15 protein-coding genes are annotated in these 22,275 nt (G+C 68.3%); 11 read left to right on the top strand and 4 right to left on the bottom strand.

All coding sequences use genetic code 11. The features are described from left to right. Window positions 1–41: 41 nt before the first annotated feature. On the top strand, window positions 42–1,034 hold the full coding sequence (locus ACFY3V_RS17755; RefSeq protein ID WP_362900334.1) for an NAD-dependent epimerase/dehydratase family protein: 993 nt from the start codon (window positions 42–44) through the stop codon (window positions 1,032–1,034). After that, a complete protein-coding gene (locus ACFY3V_RS17750) occupies window positions 1,025–1,471 on the top strand; it encodes a VOC family protein (protein ID WP_350946624.1) in 447 nt (148 codons plus the stop codon). Before ACFY3V_RS17755 ends, ACFY3V_RS17750 begins: the two co-directional genes overlap by 10 nt. 154 nt (window positions 1,472–1,625) lie before the next feature. On the opposite strand, the gene ACFY3V_RS17745 is transcribed toward ACFY3V_RS17750, so the two are convergent. Beyond that, complete coding sequence (locus ACFY3V_RS17745; protein WP_389774436.1) at window positions 1,626–2,081, bottom strand: hypothetical protein; 456 nt, start codon at window positions 2,079–2,081, stop codon at window positions 1,626–1,628. 211 nt (window positions 2,082–2,292) lie between these two features. Here ACFY3V_RS17745 and fxlM point away from each other — a divergent pair, with 211 nt between their 5' ends. The 3 genes from fxlM to ACFY3V_RS17730 all read left to right on the top strand — a co-directional run bounded on the left by fxlM (window position 2,293) and on the right by ACFY3V_RS17730 (window position 5,795). Continuing rightward, entirely contained in the window at window positions 2,293–3,465 is a 1,173-nt protein-coding gene (gene fxlM, locus ACFY3V_RS17740; protein ID WP_389774433.1) for a methyltransferase, FxLD system, read from the top strand. Between the two features lie 414 nt (window positions 3,466–3,879). Continuing rightward, a complete protein-coding gene (locus ACFY3V_RS17735; RefSeq protein ID WP_362900463.1) occupies window positions 3,880–4,872 on the top strand; it encodes an ATP-binding cassette domain-containing protein in 993 nt (330 codons plus the stop codon). Between the two features lie 164 nt (window positions 4,873–5,036). Next, a complete protein-coding gene (locus tag ACFY3V_RS17730) occupies window positions 5,037–5,795 on the top strand; it encodes an ABC transporter permease (protein WP_362900339.1) in 759 nt (252 codons plus the stop codon). 149 nt (window positions 5,796–5,944) lie between these two features. On the opposite strand, the gene ACFY3V_RS17725 is transcribed toward ACFY3V_RS17730, so the two are convergent. Continuing rightward, complete coding sequence (locus ACFY3V_RS17725; protein WP_350950380.1) at window positions 5,945–6,547, bottom strand: hypothetical protein; 603 nt, start codon at window positions 6,545–6,547, stop codon at window positions 5,945–5,947. A 390-nt stretch (window positions 6,548–6,937) separates the two neighbouring features. Next, on the bottom strand, window positions 6,938–8,923 hold the full coding sequence (locus ACFY3V_RS17720; protein ID WP_389774429.1) for a glycosyl hydrolase family 28-related protein: 1,986 nt from the start codon (window positions 8,921–8,923) through the stop codon (window positions 6,938–6,940). Between the two features lie 1,556 nt (window positions 8,924–10,479). Between ACFY3V_RS17720 and ACFY3V_RS17715 the strand changes: the two genes are divergently transcribed. The 6 genes from ACFY3V_RS17715 to ACFY3V_RS17690 all read left to right on the top strand — a co-directional run bounded on the left by ACFY3V_RS17715 (window position 10,480) and on the right by ACFY3V_RS17690 (window position 21,001). Then, window positions 10,480–11,886 carry an endo-1,4-beta-xylanase gene (locus ACFY3V_RS17715; RefSeq protein ID WP_389774426.1) on the top strand — a complete coding sequence of 469 codons (1,407 nt, stop codon included), beginning with the start codon at window positions 10,480–10,482 and terminating at the stop codon, window positions 11,884–11,886. A gap of 240 nt (window positions 11,887–12,126) precedes the next feature. Continuing rightward, a complete protein-coding gene (locus tag ACFY3V_RS17710) occupies window positions 12,127–13,512 on the top strand; it encodes a glycoside hydrolase family 43 protein (RefSeq protein ID WP_362900345.1) in 1,386 nt (461 codons plus the stop codon). A 41-nt stretch (window positions 13,513–13,553) separates the two neighbouring features. Beyond that, window positions 13,554–15,653: a family 43 glycosylhydrolase gene (locus tag ACFY3V_RS17705; protein ID WP_362900347.1), complete on the top strand. Its 2,100-nt coding sequence runs from the start codon at window positions 13,554–13,556 to the stop codon at window positions 15,651–15,653. A gap of 101 nt (window positions 15,654–15,754) precedes the next feature. Continuing rightward, window positions 15,755–17,185 (top strand): non-reducing end alpha-L-arabinofuranosidase family hydrolase, encoded by a 1,431-nt coding sequence (locus ACFY3V_RS17700; protein ID WP_389774752.1) that lies wholly within the window; start codon window positions 15,755–15,757, stop codon window positions 17,183–17,185. 221 nt (window positions 17,186–17,406) lie between these two features. Next, window positions 17,407–19,242: a family 43 glycosylhydrolase gene (locus tag ACFY3V_RS17695; protein ID WP_389774422.1), complete on the top strand. Its 1,836-nt coding sequence runs from the start codon at window positions 17,407–17,409 to the stop codon at window positions 19,240–19,242. Between the two features lie 91 nt (window positions 19,243–19,333). Next, window positions 19,334–21,001, top strand: coding sequence for a glycoside hydrolase family 27 protein (locus ACFY3V_RS17690; protein WP_389774419.1), 1,668 nt, complete (start codon window positions 19,334–19,336; stop codon window positions 20,999–21,001). Between the two features lie 233 nt (window positions 21,002–21,234). Here the strand turns inward: ACFY3V_RS17690 and ACFY3V_RS17685 are convergent, their stop codons facing one another. Beyond that, the gene (locus tag ACFY3V_RS17685; RefSeq protein WP_389774417.1) at window positions 21,235–22,143 is read right to left on the bottom strand and encodes an aminoglycoside phosphotransferase family protein; all 909 of its coding nucleotides are present in this window, start codon (window positions 22,141–22,143) and stop codon (window positions 21,235–21,237) included. Window positions 22,144–22,275: the final 132 nt, after the last annotated feature.

Here is a 22,275-nt window from a genome sequence, read left to right as displayed (position 1 = left end):
GCCGGTAGCCGCGCACCTGCCGGGCGCCCAGGATGGGGCGCATGAGAATCCTGATCATCGGTGGCTCGGTCTTCCTCGGCCGGGCCATCACTCAAGAGGCGCTGCGGCGCGGGCACGAGGTCACGACGTTCAACCGGGGGCGCAGCGGGGTGGACCTGCCGGGCGTGGAGGCGGTGAGGGGCGACCGCGAGGTGCCGGAAGACCTGGACCGCCTGGTGGAGGGCCGGGAGTGGGACGCCGTCGTCGACGTCATGGGCAGGGTCCCGAGGGTGGTCGGTGAGTCGGTGCGCAGGCTCAACGGCCACGCGGGCGTCTACACGTACATCTCCAGCATCTCGGCGATCGCCGACTTCCCGGTGCGGGAGTGCGACGAGAGCTCGCCCCGATACGAGTGCGCCCCGGACGCCGGCCCGCAGGACGGCGACTACGGCACGCTCAAGGCGGGGTGCGAGCGGGCGGTGGAGGAGGGTTTCGAGGGCGAGGCGCTCATCGTCCAGCCGGGTCTCATCCTCGGCCCGTACGAGGACGTGGGCCGCCTGCCCTGGTGGCTGGACCGGATCTCCCGGGGCGGGCGGGTGCTCGCGCCCGGCGACCCGGACCGCGCGATGCAGCTCATCGACGTCCGTGACCTCGCCGCGTTCGTCCTCGACCGCACCGAGGCCGGCAAGGCCGACCGCTTCCTCGCCTCCGGGGTGCGGGGCAACATCACCTACGGCGGCTGGCTGGCCGAGTGCCGGGCGGCGACCGGCTCGGACGCCGAGTTCGTCTGGGTCGACGACCGGTTCCTGCTCGACCGCGAGGTGGCGCCGTGGAGCGAGTTCCCGGTTTGGGTGCCGGCCGGGGCCGACTTCGCCGCGGTCTGGCTGCCGTCGTCGGCGAAGGCCATCGCGGCCGGGTTGACCTGCCGCCCCGTCGCCGAGACCGTCCGCGACACCTGGGCGTGGCTCCGCGACGTCCCTCCCGCGGAGCGCTCGTTCCGCAACCACGGCATCGATCCCGAGAAGGAGGCCAGGATTCTCGCCGAATGGGCATAGGGATCCCCATGGAGATCCAGATCACTTTCGACGCCAACGACCCGCCGTCGCTCGCCGCCTTCTGGGCCGAGGCCCTCGGTTACCGTCTTCAGCCGCCCCCCGAGGGGTTCGGCAGCTGGGAGGCATGGGAGGAGGCCGAGGGCATCCCCGAGGAGCGGCGCTCCAACTGGTCGGCCATCGTGGACCCGGCCGAGGGACGGCCTCGCTTCTACTTCCAGCGCGTGCCCGAGGGGAAGACCGCCAAGAACCGCGTCCATCTGGACGTCAACGTGGGGGGCTCACCCGGCACGTCGCTGGAGGAGCGCCGCGAGCGCGTGAAGACGGAGGCGGGACGGCTCGTCGCTCTGGGCGCCGTCGAGGTCCGCACGGCGGAGGAGAACGGCGAATACTGGAGCGTCATGACCGATCCGGAGGGCAACGAGTTCTGCCTGCAATAAGCGTGCATTTCTACGCATACATCATGCTGGTGGACGCATAGATTCATGGCTGTCCGGCTCCGTCCCCCGAATGCCGGACGGCGGTCCACGTTTCCAGGGCCACAGGTGGAGGGCGGCCGATTCCGCCCTCCACCACCCCTTCACCCGTGCCGTGTCATGCGCGGCGGGTGTGCCTCATCGTCCAGTTGGTCTCCCAGGTCTTCTCTCCGTCCGCGGAGAACGCCTGCTCCCACAGGGCCGAGGTCGGCGTGATCTCCGACCAGGTGTATCGCATCCGGACGGGTGTGCCCTCGTAGGTTTCGTCGCCGGAGAACACGCCCTTCCCGTCAATGAACCGGCCGAAGACGGGATTGTGGAGGACGCCGGTCTCACTGTTGACCCAGTAAATCGCCCAAAGTTCGCGTTCGACGTCAAAGGTTCGTATCGACGCCCCTTTGAAGCCCTTCGTGGGGAAGGTGATCTCGTCGAAAACGCCCGCGCCGTCGAAAAAGCCGTGGCAGACGGCGACGCTGGGGAACTCCTCCCACTCGTCGTCCCCGCTCAGCGGCTTGAGGAGCCTGCGGTTGTCTATGTCCCAGGTGCCGTGCAGGAAGTCGAAATCACTGTTCATGCTGAGATGTTAAAGCCGTTTCACGACATTCCCAGCCGGTCGGGCAACAGAATTTCCCGCCCGCGTGGACGTTGCGTGGCTCCCCTATGCGAGGTACCGTCACGGCCCTCAGGCTTCGTTTTCTCATACGACATCTAACAAACGGACGCTTTTCACCTGACGGGGCATACGGCTCAGGCCGCCACATACGCATACGGCACGGAGGTCAACGATGACTGGGTGGCACGCGTTACGGGAGGAAATGGTCTCGCGAGTACGCGCCCGCGGGATCAGCCAGGCCGTGGCCGACGCGTTTCTGGCGGTGCCACGACACGTTTTCCTGCCCGAGCTTCCCGCTCAGGCCGTCTACCAGGACGACGCGATCGTGACCAAGCGCGACGCGGACGGCCTTCCGATCAGCTCCTCCTCCCAGCCGGCGATCATGGCTCTGATGCTGGACCAACTCGGGGTGGAGCCGGGACAGCGGGTGCTGGAGATCGGGACCGGGACGGGATACAACGCCGCCCTGCTCGCCCACCTGGTGGGGCCCGAGGGAGAGGTGGTGAGCGTCGACATCGACCCCGACCTGGTGGCGCTCGCCGGGGAGCACCTGTCGGCCGCGGGACACCCCGAGGTGAGACTCGTGTGCGGCGACGGATCCGAGGGGTTCGCACCGGGGGCGCCCTACGACCGGGTGATCGCCACCGTGGGCGTGTGGGACCTCGCCCCGGCCTGGCTGGAGCAGCTCGCGCCCGGCGGACGCCTCGTCGTTCCACTGGACCTGCGCGGGGTGCAGCGCTCGGTGGCGATGGAACGAGACAACGGACACTGGACGAGCCGCTCGGTGCTGCCCTGCGGGTTCATGCGAATGCGCGGCCCCTTCGCGGGCCCCGAGACGACCCTGGTATTGGACCGGGAGTCCGACCTCATGATCTCACTGCCCGAGGCGGGCGAGATCGGTGACGTGCTGGGGGCGCTCGACGGACCGGTGGTCGAGCTGTCCACCGAGATCAGCGTCAGCCTCCCCCAGCTCCTCGACGGGTTGAGCCTGTGGCTCGCGGTGCACGAGCCCCGCTGGTGCACGATCTCGGAGGCTCGGCCCGGGTGGCTGGCCTCGCCCCCGCTCGACACGACGGGGTTCAGGATGGCCGTCGGCATCGTCGAGGGCGACAATCTCTGTCTGCTGGAGCCGTCACCGGACGGAACCCTGATCGCGCGCGGTCACGGGCCCGACAGGGTGCGGCTGGCGCGTGAGATGGTCGCCCACATCCAGGCGTGGGACATGGCGGACCGGCCCATGACGACAGGGCTCCACATCGACGCCTACCGGGGCGCCCCTCCGCCCGGCGTACTGGTTCTGCGCAAGCGCCACACCACCCTGGCCCTGTCGTGGCAGGACTCCTGACCTTCGCCTCCCGCGGACCCCGGCCGACGGCCCACGACCGCGCGGAGACCTGACCACCGAGCCCTGGGCACCGATCCGGCGCCCAGGGCTCTCTCGCGTTCAAGCGGCCCGGAGGGCGGCACCGGGTCCCGGAATCTCCGGCGGAAAGAAAAAAATCACACCGTTTCCCATCGCCCCGGCCCGATGGGGAAAAAGCCCAGGCCAGCCCATGGGTCCTTATTCCGAGGAGTTTCGGAGAGAAGATTCCCACCGGTCGAGTGAGCCCGCGTTTCCGCAGGTCAGAGCAAATGTGAATGTATCTTTCACGTTTGCCTCGCCCCGATCGCATGGGTAAGGATGAGTCATCTTCCAGCCGGGCCCCCGACCAGGGGTTTCTTCGGCATGCCACCGACCGCCCACCCCGAGGAGGGGACGATGATCCATGCCCGAGGGCTGACCCGGCGATTCAAGGTCGGGAAAGGAGTCGTCGACGCCGTGCGCGGCCTCGACATCGATGTGGAGGAGGGCCAGTTGGTGGCCTTCCTCGGTCCGAACGGCGCGGGCAAGTCCACCAGCCTGCGCATGCTGACCTCCCTGCTCCCGCCGACGTCGGGAACCGCGATCGTCGCGGGCCGCGACGTCGTGTCGGATCCGGCGGGGGTCCGCGCCCGCATCGGGTACGTCGGCCAGAAGAACGGCTCGGGGGAGAACTTCCGGGTCCGCGACGAGCTGGTGACCCAGGCGCGCTGCTACGGCCTTCGCCGGTCCGAGGCGCACCGGCGGGCCGACGAGGTCCTCGGCCTGCTGGACCTGGAGTCCCTGGCCACCCGCAAACCCGGCACCCTCTCGGGCGGCCAGCGCCGCCGCCTCGACATCGCCCTGGGGCTCATCCACCGGCCCGGCCTGCTCTTCCTGGACGAGCCCTCGACCGGCCTCGACCCGCAGAGCCGCGCCCACATCTGGGAGCACATCCTGCGGCTGCGTGAGCTGCACGGCACGACCCTCTTCCTCACCACCCACTACCTGGAGGAGGCCGACACCATGGCCGAACGGGTGGTGATCATCGACCACGGCCGGATCATCGCCGACGGAACCGCCGATCGGCTGAAGGGCGATCTGGCCGGTGACCGCGTCACGGTCACCGTCCACGACGAGCCACAGGCGGCGAGGGCCGCCGAGGTCGCCGCGCGGATCGCGGGATCGGACGCGGTCACCGTCGCAGGCAGGACGGTGCGGCTGCGGGTCCCCCACGCGGGCGCGGCGCTGCCGGAGTATCTGCGCCACCTGGAGGCATCGGGGGTGAAGGTCGCCACCGCCGAGACCGCCCGGCCCACCCTGGACGACGTGTTCCTCGCGCTGACCGGCCGCAGCCTGCGCGAGAGCGACGAGAGCCCTCGCTCAGACTCGGCCGGCCCGCACGACGCCTGACCCATGGCACCGCGCCCCTCACACCGACCGGCCACGCCCAATGACCGTGACCCGCACATCCCTGCCCGCACAACCCCTCACACCGACCGGCCGCGCCCGACGACCACGACCCACGCGGCCCTCACCCCCACAGCCCTCTCCCCGCCGGCAAGAAAGGCCGCCCCGTGCGCGTACGATCCTTCCTCCGCGACACCGTGACCGTGTTCTCCCGCGAGTTCGCCCCCGTGCCGCGCGAACCCCTCGGCCTCCTGTTCACCATGGGCCAGCCGCTGCTCTTCCTGTTCCTGTTCGGCCCGCTGCTCGGGGGAACGCGGAGCTTCGAGGGCTCGCCGTGGCAGTGGTTCGTGCCAGGCATCCTGATCATGATGTGCCTGTCCGGGCCGATGATGGCCGGATACTCGCTGCTGGTGGAGCTGATCGGCGGCTCGATGGAGCGCATGCTGGTCACCCCGCTGAACCGCACGGCGATGCTCGTCGGCCGGACGATGAAGGAGTTCGTGATCCTGCTCGCCCAGGCCGTGCTGATCATCGTTCTCGCGGTGCCGCTGGGCTTCCGCCCGCACCTGCCGGGTGTGCTGACCGGGCTGGTGATACTGACCGTGTTCGGGATCGGCCTGGGCGCGCTCTCCTTCACCCTCGCGGTCGCCTCCGCTCCGAGCGGCAACCTGTTCTACGGGGTCACCCAGCTGGTGTTGTTTCCGCTGATTCTGCTCTCAGGCGTGCTGCTGCCGATGGACTTCGGCCCGGCGTGGCTCCAGGTCGCCGCCACGCTGAACCCGGTCACCCACATCGTCGACGCGGAGCGGGCGCTGTTCTCCGGCCGTTTCGCGGACGCCTCGGTGCTGTACGGAACGCTCTGGGCCTGCGCCGTCGCCGCGGTCGGTCTCGCTATGGGCACCAGGTCGATGCGCCGCGGCATCTGACCTCGGCGCCTTCGGGAGCGGGCACCGAGGCCGGGCCGGTTCCCTGCGCGCGGGTCGGGGGCGAGCCGGCCCGGCCCGCCCTCGACCCGCATGGAAAGCCGAAGAGCCCCGTCTTCGAGATGAAGGACGGGGCTCTTCGGGGTGCGCGACTACTGGGGGGTGGGGGTGTGCGAGGGCGTGGCGGTGGGCGTCGGAGTGGGGGCGGGGCGCTCCTTCGCCGGCTCCTTGGTGACCTTGCAGTCGTAGGCGGCGATGGCGTACCCGGGCAGCAGCTTGCACGTCGTCCAGACCGGACCGACCTTGTAGGCGTAGACGGCGGGAAGCCCGCCGTCCTCCCCCGCGGGACCCTGGGGTCCTTCAGGCCCGGTCTCACCGGGGGCGCCCTTCGGCCCGGCGGGTCCCTGCGGGCCGGTCTTCCCCTGGTAGCCGCGAGGTCCGGCCGGCCCCTGGGTTCCGACGCCGTCCTTGCCGTCCCTGCCGTCCTTGCCGTCACGCCCGGCGGGTCCCTGGGGGCCGGGGCCGGCGACCGTGCTCTGGCCCTGGGCGGACTGCTTGGCCCACCACGTCTTGACCTCGGTCGGCTTGCACTTGGTGGTGGCGGAGACCAGACGCACCAGACCGGTGCTCTTCAGCTTGCACGCGTAGATGAGGTCGGCGCCTGAGGTCTGGGCGGCGGAGGCGGTGGTGATGCTGGACATGCCGACCGCGAGAACCGCGGTAGCCGCGATCGCCAGAGGCGTCTTGAAACGCATATGGAACTCCAGGAAAGAAGGGAAGGCCGTGGTGCGGCTCGACAAGAGTGGCAGGTGGGAACGGTCCACGCTGCCATATCAGACCATGTGATGAAAAAGAGACCGACTTCCACTCCTGGCTCAGCAGTTTCTGCGGCATTTCACTATTAAATGCACTTTTGTCGAAAATCACACTTATCGTGCTGGGCGCGCCTTTTGGCATTCGGTTGTCTCCGGTGACCACCGCCCGTACCGGAACCCGGACCGCGGGGAGGGATCTCCCCGCGGTCCGACGGCCCCGCGAACCGTGGCACCGACCGTTCGGCCGGTGCCGCCGTGACACCGGCGCCCGCTATGGAGGGGCCGGTGGTTTCGAAGAGCGACGTACGCTCTGCCGCTACGACCGGACGATCACCACGGGGAGGGCGCCGGCGGCGCGACCACCGGCGGGCGGTCGTCGCAGGTGATGGTGTTGGGCAGCATCCACGGGGCGAGCCAGGCCCCGGTGGTGCCGCCCCCGTCGTTGCCGCCGAGGTCGGTCAGGGAGAACTCCGAGCCGGTGGGCGGGAAGTTGAACGAACCGCAGTTGTTGACGCCGACCGCGCCGCCGTTGCGGGCGTCCACGTTCTCGAAGGAGGCCGATCCCTTCACCCGGGCGCTCACCACGGAGGTGCCGGTGCCGTCGACCCTGATGTCCTTGAAGTGGACGTTCGTGATCGAGTACAGGTCCTTCACCCCCCACTCGCTGACCAGCATGATCGCGTTGTAGGTGTTGTCGAGGAAGTGGTTGCCGACCACCTGGATGTCGGCCTCGATGTTCTTGTCGAGCGCGTAGAGCCAGATGGCTCCCAGGCCGATGTTCCAGTTCAGCTCGTACGTGCCGGCCCGGACCGTGGTGTTGTCCTTGATCGCCAGTTTCCCCGCGAACGCCTCGGCGCCGAAGCGGGAGCCGACGTGGATGCCGCTGCCCTCGCGGATCGGGTCGGCGACGAGGTTGCCCGAGACGGTGTTGTCCGAGCCGCCGTAGACGGCGATGCCGTTCGCGAGGGTCGGCGTCTGCACGGTGTTGCGGTCGAAGGTGTTGCGGGCGTTGGCGATCTTCTCGGACCACAGGGCGAGGCCGTCGTCGCCGGTGTTGCGGATGAAGTTGTTCGACACGACCGAGTCCGTGACGCCGCCGTGGAAGTTGAGGGCGTCGGCGATCTGGTCGACGATGATGTTGTTCGTGATCCTCAGGTTCTTCATCGGCCCGTCGAACCACATGCCCACCTTGGTGCGGTGGATGTAGAGGCCGTCGACGGTCGAGTCGCTCAGCGCCCCGCCGATGCCGTTCACCTGGTCGGTGTCGATGCGCTCGCGGACGTCGCCCTCGATCGCGAAGCCGGACAGGTGCACGTTCCTGCTGCCGCCCTTTGACGCGTCCTTGCCGTAGAAGCCGACGCCGGTGTGCACCGAGCCGTCGGGGGCCGGGGAGGGAAGGGCGACCTGTCTGCCCTTGATGATCGTGTACCAGTTGCCGGCGCCCTCGATCGTCACATCGTCGACGACGATGTGACGGTTCACCTGGTAGACGCCCGGCGGGATGTAGACCTTGAGGCGGCCGCGCTTGGCGAAGGCGATCGCCCTGTCGATCGCGTCGGCGGAGTCGCGCCTGCCGAGCGGGTCGGCGCCGAACGCCAGCACGTTCGCCGCGACGAGCCTGACGTGCGGCGCGCCGACGAGCTCCGAGCCGAGCAGGTCGATCACCGTCCACGCCGCGTTGCTCCCGGCCGGGACCGTGAGCCGCACTCTGTCACCCGCGCGGTACGTCCTGCCGAGCAGGAGACGCTGCTCGTCGTAGAAGTGGGTCGGCCGGAACGGCTTCGTGATCGTCGGAGTGGGCGTCGTGGCACTGGGCACGCAGGCGCACTCGGTGATCCACCAGTCGGGGTGCAGCAGGTCGGCGTTCGGATCGTTCGTGAACGGATACTGGTTGTACAGCCACGAGTACTGCGACGTGAGGGTCATCACCTTCCCGCCGCCGCCGTTCACCGTGACATGTAGCGGCGCGGTGATACCACCGCCGTTGGGGGCGTCCGGAATGCTGTAACGCACGGTGATCGCGTTCGCCGCCTTCGGCAGCGTGAACTCGACGTGCCGCCCCGGCGTCAGCCTGACCGCCCTACGGCCCGACGCCTCCCCCGCGAGCGTGTACGCGTCGCGGTCCGGGCCGATGGTCGTGCCGTTCGTCGTGGCGTTCTCGGCCTCCTGCTCGGTGAAGGCGACATCGGCGCCCCGCCCCGCGACGAGTGACGGGTCGAGGGCGGCGCGCGTCACCACGGGGGCCGGGGCACCGCCCGTGCCCGCGAGGGCGGGGGAACCGGGCACGACGCCGAGGCCGGTGAAGGCCACGATCACCGCCGCGATCGCCGCCGGTCCTCTTCGCGGCGCCCTTCGCGGTGGCCCGCCTGTCCGTCTCGCCGCGGCTTCCGTGATGCTCCGTGACATTCGGATGCTCGTTTCTCTCGGGGGAACACCTGAAAACGCTCGGGGCGGAGCGAACGCCACGAGGGTGAGGCGACAGTAGGACTCCGGCGCCTCACCCCACAAGAGTCTTGTGAAATAGTTTCGTAATCTTGCTCTATACCTGCGGACACCTCACAGATTCTTGCAATGTGTGTCATGGATCATTGCGATGTTCCGTAACGCACGGCCCACTCCGATGCGACGCGAGCGACTGGGATCCATGGCCGCGCGGGCACGCGTCCGGGCGCCCGCGGTCACGATGCCGGAAAAGATCAGGGGAAGACGGTTCGCTCCGCCCGCGAAGACTCCGCGGGTGATGTGCGTGCGGAGCGATACCGTCCAGACGGCCGACGCCCCGGCGAACACGAGGGTGAAACGCCGGAGCGAGCCTCGCGTCGTCCCGGTCTCCGGTGCGCGGCGAGCCGGGCGGCGAAAGCGGAAGGGGGCAACGCGCGCTCGCGCCGTGGAGGGACCCGCGGGCCTTCAGCCGCGACCTCAAGACCGGAGCGCCGGCCTGTCGCGGGCAACCGGCCCGCACATGTCAGGGCAGGCCGAGGATCTTGGCGCCGGGACGGCGTCGGCGAACGTCCCGGACCGCCCTCGAAATCACCTACGGCCGGAGAGCCGCTCGGGCGACGGCGAGCCGGGCATCGAGGGCCGATCGGTGCGATATGGGTGTTTGCGCTAACATTGCTGCGAGCAATGTAAGGCCCGCGTTACGGCCGCGTCAATCGTTCACATCACAGAAACCTGCCCGGACTGCACCGGGGTTTTCGGCCCTCCCAAAAGAGGGGCACGCCCTCATGAGCCGGGAGCTCGGCGCCCGCGCCTCTCGTCTCCGCCGAGGCGCCCCCTCCCCCGCCGGACACGTGGAACGACCGTCGATCCGGCGGACACCGGGAGTGGGCGAGAAGATTTCCACCGATCGGTCCCTCCTCCCCAACTTGTCAACCAGGGGTCTTGAGGAAGTCAGCTGTATTCGGTCAGAATTCCATGGTTGCCAACCGGTAACTTCTGTGAAACTTTCACATTCGCAGGCAACGCGACGCGATCTCCCTCTGGACGAATGCCCAGGCCGGGAAACGTTTCGTTAGCAATGCCCAGGTCAGCGAGGGTTGTGACTCGTTGACGGTGGATCGGACCGTCGGATGTACTCCCCGACAACGCACTTACAGGAGCAGGCCATGGAGATCTGGAAGCCCAGATGTTAGCGATAACAAATCTCGATGGCCACTGCCCCCTCGACCTGGCCAAGGAGCGTTGGATGCCCGTCTCACCTCGAACGCGAGCCCAGGACGGACCTTTGGCCCGTCTCCCGGTGTGTCGGCGGCGACCCGCCCACCTCGCGACGACGGCTCTGATCGGCTCTTACCCGCTCTCGAAGCCCGGCCTGCTCCTCCGGACCGACTCCATCCGCTGACGCCTCATCACCCCCCCAAGGAACCGGCATGCTCTTCACCGCGATCCCAGACATCGCCTCGAAAGCACGACGAACCATCACCATCGCGATCGCCGCCGCCCTCGGGGCCGGCGTCGTGGTGGCCGTCCAGCAGACCGCCTCCGCCGCGGAGGCGACGCTCGGAGCCGCCGCCGCCCAGTCGGGCCGTTACTTCGGCGCGGCCATCGCGGCGGGCAGGCTCGGTGACTCCACCTATGTGAACATCCTGAACCGGGAGTTCAACTCGGTCACCGCCGAGAACGAGATGAAGTGGGACGCCACCGAACCCCAGCGCGGCAACTTCAACTACAACAACGCCAACCGCATCGTGAACCACGCGATCGGCCAGGGCAAGTCGATTCGCGGGCACGCCCTGCTGTGGCACCAGCAGATGCCCGGCTGGGCCCAGGGGTTGTCCGGCTCCGACCTGCGCAACGCGGCCATCAACCACGTCACCCAGGTCGCCACCTACTTCCGCGGCAAGATCCACTCCTGGGACGTCGTCAACGAGGCCTTCGCCGACGGCGGAGGCGGCGGGCGCCGTGACTCCAGCCTCCAGCGAACCGGCAACGACTGGATCGAAGCCGCCTTCCGCGCGGCCCGCGCCGCCGACCCCGGTGCCAAACTCTGCTACAACGACTACAACACCGACGGCATCAACGCCAAGAGCACCGGCATCTACAACATGGTCCGCGACTTCAAGGCACGCGGCGTGCCCATCGACTGCGTCGGTTTCCAGAGTCACCTGACCAACTCCGCCCCCAGCGACTACCAGGCCAACCTCCAGCGCTTCGCGGACCTCGGCGTCGACGTCCAGATCACCGAACTCGACATCTCCGGCTCCAACCAGGCCAACGCCTACGCCGCCGTCACCCGCGCCTGCCTGAACGTCGCCCGCTGCAACGGCATCACCGTCTGGGGCATCCGCGACAGCGACTCCTGGCGTACCGGCCAGAACCCCCTCCTCTTCGACGCCTCGGGCAACAAGAAGGCCGCCTACACCTCCGTCCTGAACACCCTCAACTCGGTCACCCCCAACCCGTCCCCCACGCCCACCCCGACCCCCACCCCCACGGTCACTCCCACGCCGGGCCCGGGCGGGCCGTGCCGGGTGGCGTACACCCTCAACGCCTGGAACACCGGACTCACCTCGTCGATCACCATCACCAACACCGGCTCCTCCGCGATCAACGGCTGGTCGCTGGTCTTCGGCCTGCCGTCCGGCCAGACCATCACCTCGGGCTGGAACGCCACCTACTCGCCCTCCAGCGGCCAGGTGACGGCGCGCAACGTGAGCTACAACGGCTCGATCCCCGCCGGCGGCTCGGTCGACATCGGCTTCCAGGCCAACCACACCGGCAACACCTCCGCGCCCTCCTCCTTCACCCTCAACGGAAACACCTGCTCCCGAGCCTGACCTCCCGGTGGGGAGAGGCCGTCCGCCCGGGATCGGCGGGCGGACGGCCATACCACCGGCGACCCGGCGGCCTCGGCCTCCAGCCCGATCACAACGGCAATCCGGCAGCTCCACCTCGTTCTCCCCCCAACGGCCGGACCTGCGGTGTGACCTGACCTCACCCCGCGCCCCCGGTCCCGTCGTCCACCGGACGACGGGACCGGGCACCCCCCCACCTGCAACACCACAGAAAGGAACGCCGTGTCACTGAGCCGTAGGCAGTTTGGCAAGGCCGCCCTGACGTCGGCCGCCCTCGCCACCACCGGCGTGGTCGGCTTCCCCCGAGCGGCGTACGCGGCGAACGCCGCGTACGTCTTCGGCTACTTCACCGAGTCCCCGAGCCAGCAGGCCGCCGACTACGGCCTGCACCTGGCGGTCAGCCGGGATGGCCTGAACTGGACCCCCCTCAACCAGAACAACCCCGTGGTCACCCCCACGGCCGGCCAGCTGGGCCTGCGCGACCCGCAGATCTTCCGGAAGCTCGACGGCACCTTCGTCGTCGTCGCCACCGACCTGAAGGGCCTCAACTTCGGTACGCCCAGCCAGTACCTGCATGTCTGGGACTCGGTCAACCTCACCGACTTCACCGGCTACCGCCGCCTGCGGATGCACACCACCGGCGGCCATACCTGGGCCCCGACGGTCTTCCGCGACAACTCTCGCGGGCAGTACGGCATCGTCTACTCGTTCAACACCGGCGGCAGGGACATCCTGGCGGTCAACTACACCGCCGACTTCCAGTCGGTCAGCGCGCAGCAGACCTTCTTCAGCCCCAGCTTCAACGTGCTGGACGGCGACATCGTGGTCGACGGCTCCACGACGTACCTCTACTACAAGAACCTCAACGACGGAAACCTGTACGGATCCCGCTCCTCCACGGGCCAGCCCAACAGCTTCACGACCTACACGAGCGGGATCCGCATCGGCAACGCCATCGAGGCGCCGTTGCTGCAGAAGACCAACGAGGGCGGCTGGCGCCTGTGGGGTGACTCCTTCAGCCCGGTCAACAACGACTACTACCTGTGGTCGTCGTCGAACATCGGCGCGAACGCGTGGTCGGCGGTGAACCAGCGCGACTACACCCCGCCGCTGAACTCCAAGCACGGTTCGATCGCCGGGATCACCGACGCCGAGTACAACGCCCTCGTCTCCCGGTGGGGCCTGCCGAACTGGGTGCGGCTGAAGTCGTCGAACCTTCCCGACTATTTCGTGCGGCACGCCAACCGGATCGGGCGGATCGACTCCTACCCGTTCGACCCGTATCGAGAGCAGCTGTGGCGGATGGTGCCGGGTCTGGCCGACTCGGCCGGGGTGTCGTTCGAGGCGGTGAGCGTGCCCGGCAGTTTCCTGCGCCACAACAACTACGCGATGCGGCTGGACCCGAACGACAACTCCACGACCTTTCGTGCCGACGCGACCTTCTACCGCGTGGCCGGGCTCGCCGACGGAAGCTGGTCGTCGTTCCGGTCGTACAACTTCCCGACCCACCACCTGCGGCACCAGAACAACCTGCTGCGCATCGACCCGATCAACGCGTCGTCGAGTACCTCCGACCGGCAGGACGCCACGTTCAGGGTGACGTCATGATCGCCATGTTAACGCTAACAAAGACCTCCAGGGGAGGACGTATGCCTTTTATCAGGCGAAATCGCCTGCGCATGCTGCTGGCCGCCATCACCTCGATCATGCTCACCGGCGCCCTGCTCACGCTCGCCAGCCCCGCGGCGACCGCGGCGACCGTCGACACGAACGCCTGGTACGTGCTGGTCAACCGCACCAGCGGCAAGGCCCTGGACGTCTACAACCTCTCCACCGCCGACGGCGGGCGCATCACCCAGTGGACCCGTAACAACAACAACAACCAGCAGTGGCAGTTCGTCGACTCAGGCGGCGGCTACTACCGCATCAAGTCACGCCACTCCGGCAAGGTGCTGGACGTCAGCGGCTTCTCCACCGCCAACGGCGGCGCGATCGTCCAGTGGGCCGACCTCAACGGCACCAACCAGCAGTGGCGCCTCGCCGACTCACCTGACGGCTACGTGAGATTCGTCAACCGCAACAGCAACAAGGCCCTGGAGGTGCAGAACGCCTCCACCGCCGACAACGCCAACATCGTCCAGTACGACGACTGGGGCGGCAACAACCAGCAGTGGCAGCTCGTCCAGGTCGGCGGAACGAACCCGACGCCGAACCCCACCCCCACCCCCACTCCGACGCCGGGTCCCGGCGGCAACTACACCAACCCGGTCGTGTGGCAGGACTTCGCCGACGGCGACATCATCCGGGTCGGCGACGCCTACTACTACTCGGCCTCGACGATGCACTACTCGCCGGGCGCGCCGATCCTGCGTTCCTACAACCTGGTCGACTGGGAGTACGCGGGCCACTCGGTCCCCCGGCTCGACTTCAACTCGAACGCCTACGACCTCAACGGCGGCCGGGCGTACGTGAAGGGCATCTGGGCCTCGACCCTCAACTACCGGCCGAGCAACAGCACCTACTACTGGATGGGCTGCATCGAGTTCAACCGCACCTACGTCTACACCGCCTCGGCGGTCGACGGCACCTGGACCAAGCGCTCCCAGATCAACAACTGCTACTACGACGCCGGCCTGCTCGTCGACGACAACGACACGATGTACGTCGCCTACGGCAACGGCACGATCAGCGTCGCCCAGCTCTCGGCCGACGGCCTCAGCCAGGTGCGCGCCCAGCAGGTGTTCCAGACCCCCTCCAGCGTCGGCGGCACCCTTGAGGGCGCCCGCTTCTACAAGCGGAACGGTTACTACTACATCTGGCTGACCAAGCCCGCGAACGGCCAGTACGTGCTGCGCTCGACCAGCCCGTTCGGCCCGTACGAGATGCGCCAGGTCCTGCTGAACATGCCCGGCCCGATCTCCGGCGGCGGCGTGCCCCACCAGGGCGGACTGGTGCAGACCCAGAACGGCGCCTGGTACTACATGTCGTTCGTCGACGCCTACCCCGGCGGCCGGGTGCCCGCTCTCGCGCCGATCACCTGGACCGGCGACGGCTGGCCCACGATCCAGACGGTGAACGGCGGCTGGGGCGTCAACTACCCCAAGCCGAACATCCAGACCAACAAAACCGTTCAGTCGATGATCGGCCCCGACACCTTCACCTCCCCCTCGCTCGGCCACCGGTGGGAGTGGAACCACAACCCCGACAACTCGCGCTGGTCGACCGGCAGCGGCCTGCGCCTGCAGACCGCGACCGTGACGAACGACCTGTACAACGCCCGCAACACCCTGACCCACCGCATCCAGGGGCCGTCGTCGACCGCGACGATCGAACTCGACTACTCGCAGATGGCCAACGGCGACCGCAGCGGCCTCGCCATCCTGCGTGACCAGTCGGCCTGGATCGGCATCAAACGCGACAACGGGGCGACCCGCGTCGTGATGACCAACGGGCTGACCATGAACAGCAGCTGGCAGACCACGGGAACCGGCACCGAGGCGGCGAGCGCCAACGTCTCGGGCGGCCGGATCTGGCTGAGGGTCAACGCCGACATCCGGCCTGGCTCCGGGCGGCAGGCCCGCTTCTCCTACAGCACCGACGGGACCAACTTCACCACGCTCGGACCGGCCTTCACGATGAACAACGCCTGGCAGTTCTTCATGGGCAACCGCTTCGGGATCTTCAACCACGCCACCCAGGCCCTCGGCGGCGCGGTGACCGTGCGCCGCTTCGACCTCACGACCCCGTAAGAACCGACCCGAGCAGCCCTTCCGCTCCTCACCGGATGAAATCGGAGTAAATCTTGAGATTCAGACCCATGGCCGTCATCATGGCGGCGGCCACGTTGTTGATGAGCCTGTTCGTGGCCGTCCAGACCGCGAACGCGGCGACCGTCGACACGAACGCCTGGTACGTACTGGTCAACCGCAACAGCGGCAAGGCCCTGGACGTCTACAACCTGGCCACCAACGACGGCGCCCGCATCACCCAGTGGACCCGTAACAACGGCAACCAGCAGCAGTGGCAGTTCGTCGACTCCGGTGGCGGCTACTACCGCATCAAGTCCCGCCACTCCGGCAAGGTGCTGGACGTGCACAACTTCTCCACCGCCAACGGCGGCGCGATCGTCCAGTGGGCCGACCTCAACGGCACCAACCAGCAGTGGCGCCTCGCCGACTCGGCGGGTGGCTACGTGCGCTTCATCAGCCGCAACAGCAACAAGGCCCTGGAGGTGCAGGGCGCCTCCACCGCCGACGGCGGCAACATCGTCCAGTACGACGACTGGGGCGGCAACAACCAGCAGTGGCAGCTCGTCCAGGTCGGCGGAACGAACCCGAGCCCCACCCCCACCGTGACCCCGACGCCGGGCACCTGCACCCTTCCCTCGACGTACCGCTGGACCTCCTCGGGCGTGCTCGCGAACCCGAGGTCGGGCTGGGTCTCGCTGAAGGACTTCACCGTCGCCCCCTACAACGGCAAGCAGCTCGTCTACGCCACCACCCACGACTTCGGCACCAGCTGGGGTTCGATGAACTTCAGCCTGTTCACCAACTACTCGGAGATGGCCTCGGCCAGCCAGAACGCGATGAACTCCGGCACCGTGGCGCCGTCGCTGTTCTACTTCGCGCCGAAGAACATCTGGGTGCTCGCCTACCAGTGGGGCGGGGCGGCGTTCTCCTACAAGACCTCGACCGATCCCACCAACCCCAACGGCTGGTCGGCGGCGCAGACGCTCTTCACCGGCAGCATCACCGGCTCCAACACCGGCCCGATCGACCAGGCGCTCATCGGTGACAGCCAGAACATGTACCTGTTCTTCGCCGGCGACAACGGCAAGATCTACCGGGCCAGCATGCCCATCGGCAACTTCCCCGGCAACTTCGGCTCGAACTACACGACCATCATGACCGACACCACGAACAACCTGTTCGAGGCCGTCCAGGTCTACAAGATCCAGAACGAGAACCGCTACCTCATGATCGTCGAGGCGATCGGTTCGCAGGGCCGCTACTTCCGGTCCTTCACCGCCACCAGCCTCGGCGGCAACTGGACCCCGCAGGCCGCGACCGAGAGCAACCCCTTCGCCGGCAAGGCCAACAGCGGCGCCACCTGGACCAACGACATCAGCCACGGTGAGCTGCTGCGCACCAACGCCGACCAGACCATGACCATCGACCCCTGCAACCTGCAGCTGCTCTACCAGGGCCGCAACCCCAACTCCAACGGAGTCGACTACGGCCTGCTGCCCTACCGCCCCGGCCTGCTCACCCTGCAGCGATAACACCATGACACCGATCCGGCTCGAACGTCTCCGACGCTCACCGCGAAGGCGCACACCCCATCGGGTGAACGTCGTCACGGCACGCGATCAGGACCGGTTCGAGCCGGAACGGCGCGAGACCGATCCCCTCTGAACCGCCCCGGACGCGTCGGAGACGCCGAGCCGCCGCGTCCGGGGCCACCAACACCCCCCCAACGAACACCGCCTGAGGGAGACGACCGGTGAGACCCGCACTTCGCACGGCGAGAAGAAAAGCTCGCCACCTGGTCCTCTGGACACTGAGCCTGCTGATGTTGATCGCGTTGTCCCCGCTCTCCGCGAGGGCGGACAACCCGATCGTCCAGACCATCTACACCGCGGACCCCGCGCCACTCGTCCACAACGGCCGTGTCTACCTCTACACCGGCCACGACGAGGACGGCTCGACCTACTTCACCATGCGCGACTGGCGGGTCTTCTCCTCCACCGACATGGCCAACTGGACCGACCACGGCTCGCCCATGAGCCTGGCCACCTTCGCCTGGGCCGACGCCAACGCCTGGGCCGGCCACGTCGTCCCCCGCAACGGGAAGTTCTACTGGTACGTGCCGGTGCGCAACCGGGCGACCGGCGGGATGGCGATCGGAGTCGCGGTCGGCGACAGCCCCACCGGGCCTTTCCGCGACGCGCTGGGCCGCCCGCTCGTCGAGAACGGCGAGATCGACCCGCACGCGTTCATCGACGACAACGGCCAGGCTTACCTGTACTGGGGCAACCCCCGTCTCTGGTACGTCCGGCTCAACACCGACATGATCTCCTTCTCCGGCAGCGCGACCCAGATCCCGCTCACCACCGCGGGCTTCGGCACGCGCAACGGCAACGCGAGCCGGCCCACCCTCTACGAGGAGGGGCCCTGGGTCTTCAAGCGCGGCAACCTCTACTACAACGTGTTCGCCGCCGAATGCTGCTCGGAGTTCATCGCCTACTCCACAGCGCCCAGCGCCACCGGACCGTGGACCTACCGGGGAACGATCATGCCCCGCCAGGGCAGCAGCTTCACCAACCACCCCGGGATCATCGACTTCAACGGCGGATCCTACTTCTTCTACCACAACGGCGCGCTGCCGGGCGGCGGCGGCTACACCCGCTCGGTCGCCGTGGAGAAGTTCACCTACAACGCCGACGGCACCATCCCGACCATCAACATGACCACCGCCGGCCCCCCGCAGGTGGGAACGCTGAACCCGTTCGTACGCCAGGAGGCCGAGACCATCGCCTGGGCGAACGGCGTCGAGACCGAGCCCTCCAGCGAAGGCGGCATGAACGTCGGCTTCATCAGCAACGGCGACAACATCAAGGTCAAGGGCGTCGCCTTCGGCACGGGCGCCTCGTCGTTCACCGCCCGGGTGGCCTCGGCGGCGAGCGGCGGCACCATCGAACTCCGCCTGGGCAGCGCCACCGGCACCCTGGTCGGCACCTGTTCCGTCCCGGGGACCGGCGGGTGGCAGAACTGGACCAGCGTCACCTGCCCGGTGAGCGGGGCCACCGGAACCCGCGACCTGTATCTCCGCTTCACCGGCGGCAGCGGCAACCTGTTCAACCTCAACTGGTGGCAGTTCACCGCCGGTGGCGGCACCGGGGGAAACCTGCTCACCAACGGGAACATGGAGAACGGCACGACCGGGTGGACGGCCTCGGGTGGCACCCTGTCGTCGGCCACGAACGTCGCCTACGCCGGCAGCCGCTCCCTGCTCAACTCCGGACGCACCTCGGCCTGGCAGGGCCCCCACCAGAACGTGACCTCGCTGCTCACCAACGGCAAGAGCTACACCACGAGCGTCTGGGTGCGCTCGCAAAGCGGCACCCCCAGCGCGAAGGCGACCCTGACGTACACGGCCAACGGCACGACGAACTACCTCCAACTCACCCCCGCGCAAACGGTGAACGCGAACGGCTGGACCCAGTTGACCGGTACCGCGACCGTGTCGTGGACCGGCACCCTGACCAACGCCTCCTTCTACGTCGAGACCGCCGCGGGAACCGACGGCCTCTACATCGACGACGCCTCCTTCCAATAACCGGCCCCCTCGCCAGGGGTCCGATCGTCGATCCCCCGACCGGCGGGCCCCTGGCGCCGCGCCCACCCCCCACCCCTGAGGAGCGATCTCAATGAGAAAGAACCGGCTACGGGCGTTAATCGCCCCGGTCGTCACCGTGACGCTGGCCCTCGCGATGGGAGCCGTGGCGCTCTCCACGGCCACCCCCGCGCAGGCGTTGAACAACGGCGTGGGCCGCACCCCGCCGATGGGGTGGAACACCTGGAACACCTTCGGCTGCAACATCAACGAGACGCTGATCAAGCAGACGGCCGACGCGCTCGTCAACAACGGCATGCGCGACCTGGGCTACCAGTACGTCGTCGTCGACGACTGCTGGTTCGATCCCAACCGCGACTCGGCGGGCAACCTCCAGGCCAACCTGTCGCGCTTCCCCAGCGGGATGAAGGCCCTGGGCGACTATCTGCACGCCAGGGGCCTGAAGTTCGGCCTCTACCAGGCCCCCCTCGACAAGACCTGCGCCCAGTACTTCAACTCCTACCCCGGCGCGACCGGCAGCCTCAACCACGAGGTCCAGGACGCCCGGCAGTTCGCCGCCTGGGGCGTCGACTATCTCAAGTACGACTGGTGCTCGCCCACCGGCAGCATCGACGACCAGGTGCGCACCTTCGCCAAGATGCGCGACGCCCTGGCCGCGACCGGCCGGCCGATCCTCTACAGCATCAACCCCAACAGCATTCACTCCAAGACCGGCCCGCAGCGCAACTGGGGCGACGTCGCCAACATCTGGCGCACCACCGAGGACATCACCAACGCCTGGAACACGAACCAGACCAACGGCTACCCGATGGGCATCCAGAACATCGTCAACGTCAACGCCCCCCTCTCCGGCTACGCCGCACCGGGGCAGTTCAACGACCCGGACATGATGGTGGTCGGCCGGGGCGGCATGAACGACACCGAGATGCGCAGCCACTTCGCCCTGTGGGCGATCATGGCCGCTCCCCTCATCGCCGGTAACGACGTCCGGAACATGGACAACGCGACCTCCACGATCATGAAGAACCAGAACCTGATCGCCATCAACCAGGACACCCTCGGCCTTCAGGCCGCCCAGATCAGCAACGACGGCACCCGCCGCATCCTGGCCAAGCGGCTGAGCAACGGCGACGTCGCGGTCGCCCTGTTCAACCAGGGCGGCAGCACCACCACGATCAGCACCACCACCTCCGCGATCGGCCTGTCGGGTAACTCCTTCAACCTGCGCGACGCCTGGACGAACGCCGTCACCTCGACCACCGGCGCCATCTCGGCGAGCGTTCCCGCCCACGGCACCGTCGTGTACCGGGTGAGCGGCGGCACGCCCAACCCCACGCCCTCCCCGACTCCCTCGTCCACGACCCGCATCCAGGGGGTGGGCTCGGGCCGGTGCCTCGACGTGACCGGCGTCTCCCAGACCAACGGGACCCAGGTGGGGATCTGGGACTGCAACGGCCAGACCAACCAGCAGTGGACCGCCACGGCCGCCGGTGAGCTGCGGGTCTACGGCAACAAGTGCCTGGACGTCAACAACAACGGCACCGCCGACGGCACCACCGTCATCATCTGGGACTGCAACGGCCAGAACAACCAGAAGTGGCGCTTCAACGCCGACGGAACCATAACCGCCCTCAGCGCGAACAAGTGCCTGGACGTCGTCGGCAACTCCACGGCCAACGGCGCCAAGACCCAGATCTGGTCGTGCAACGGCGCCGCCAACCAGCGGTGGAACCGCGCCTGACCACAACACGCCCAAGCTCCGGCTCCTCGTACCACGTGAGCCGCCGGAACCCGCTCGCCGCCGCTGTGTGCCCAGCGGCGGCGAGCGTGCCCCCTACGGCCGCCTTCACGACGACGGGCGCGGGTGACCGCGCAGACGTCACGTGAAGGCGGCCGACACGCGTTCGAAGGCGGACGCGGCACGGGCCTGGAGGCACGGGTCGCGCGGGCGGGTGAGCGCCGGTCCCGATGGCGTCAGCCGGCCCGCTCGTGGTCGGCCAGGACCTCGTCGACGACATGCCGGTGCTCCGCGGCCTTCCGCTCGTCCCCGTCGATGTTCTGGGCCAGGGTGATCAGCGCCTTCCACAGTGCCCAGCCACGAGCACGCGCCCACATGGCGTCGTCCTGGGCGACGATGTCACGGAAGACCTCCCGGCTGTGCCCGGAGAACATCGTCCACGCGATCACCAGGTCGCAGGCGGGGTCGCCGACGCCCGAGGTCCCGAAGTCGATGACCGCCCTCAGCTTCCCGTCCCGAACCAGCAGGTTCCCGCTCGCGATGTCGCCGTGGAACCACATCGGCGGCCCGGACCAGGTCGCATCGAGCGCGGCGTCCCACACGGCCGCCGCCCGGACGGTGTCGACGCGGCCCTCCAGGGCGGCGAGCGTACGGCGTGTCTCCTCGTCGTAGTAGGCCGGTGGCGTGCCCCGGTGGAAGCTGTGCGCGCCCGCCGCCGGCCCGCCGGTCGCGTCGGCGCGTCGCAGGGCGAGGACGAACTCGGCGACCGAGGCCGCGAACTCGGACAGGTCGTCGACACGCTCGGGGCTCGCGGTCTCACCGTCCAGCCAGCCGCGGATCGACCAGTTGAACGGGTATCCCTCGCCGGGAACCCCCTTGGCGAGGGGAACGGGAATGTCGACCGGCAACGACGGGGCGAGCACCGGCAACCACCGGTCCTCCTTGTCGACGGCGGGAGCGTAACCGGCCGCGGTGGGAAGGCGCGCCGTCATCTCGTCGCCGAGACGGTAGGTGCGGTTGTCCCACCCGTCGACCTCGACCGGTGTCACGGGAAGGGCGCTCCAGTGGGGGAACTGGGCGGCGACCAGCCGCCTCACCAACCCCGCGTCGATGCCCGCGCGCCCGTCGATGCTCCTGCTCTCCACCACTCCGAGAGTGTGTCGGCCCTCCTCTCCACCACGCAAAAGGTTTTCGGCGTCCGTACGTTCGTCGCAGCTCTCTGGCAGCCACGGCGCCACCGTGAGAAAATCCGCACGAACAAGCCGAACTCCACTTTT

The sequence above is a fragment of the Streptosporangium sp. NPDC000095 genome, assembly GCF_042899335.1.
Taxonomy (GTDB): Bacteria; Actinomycetota; Actinomycetes; order Streptosporangiales; family Streptosporangiaceae; genus Streptosporangium.
This window is presented reverse-complemented; position numbering and strand designations above follow the sequence as displayed.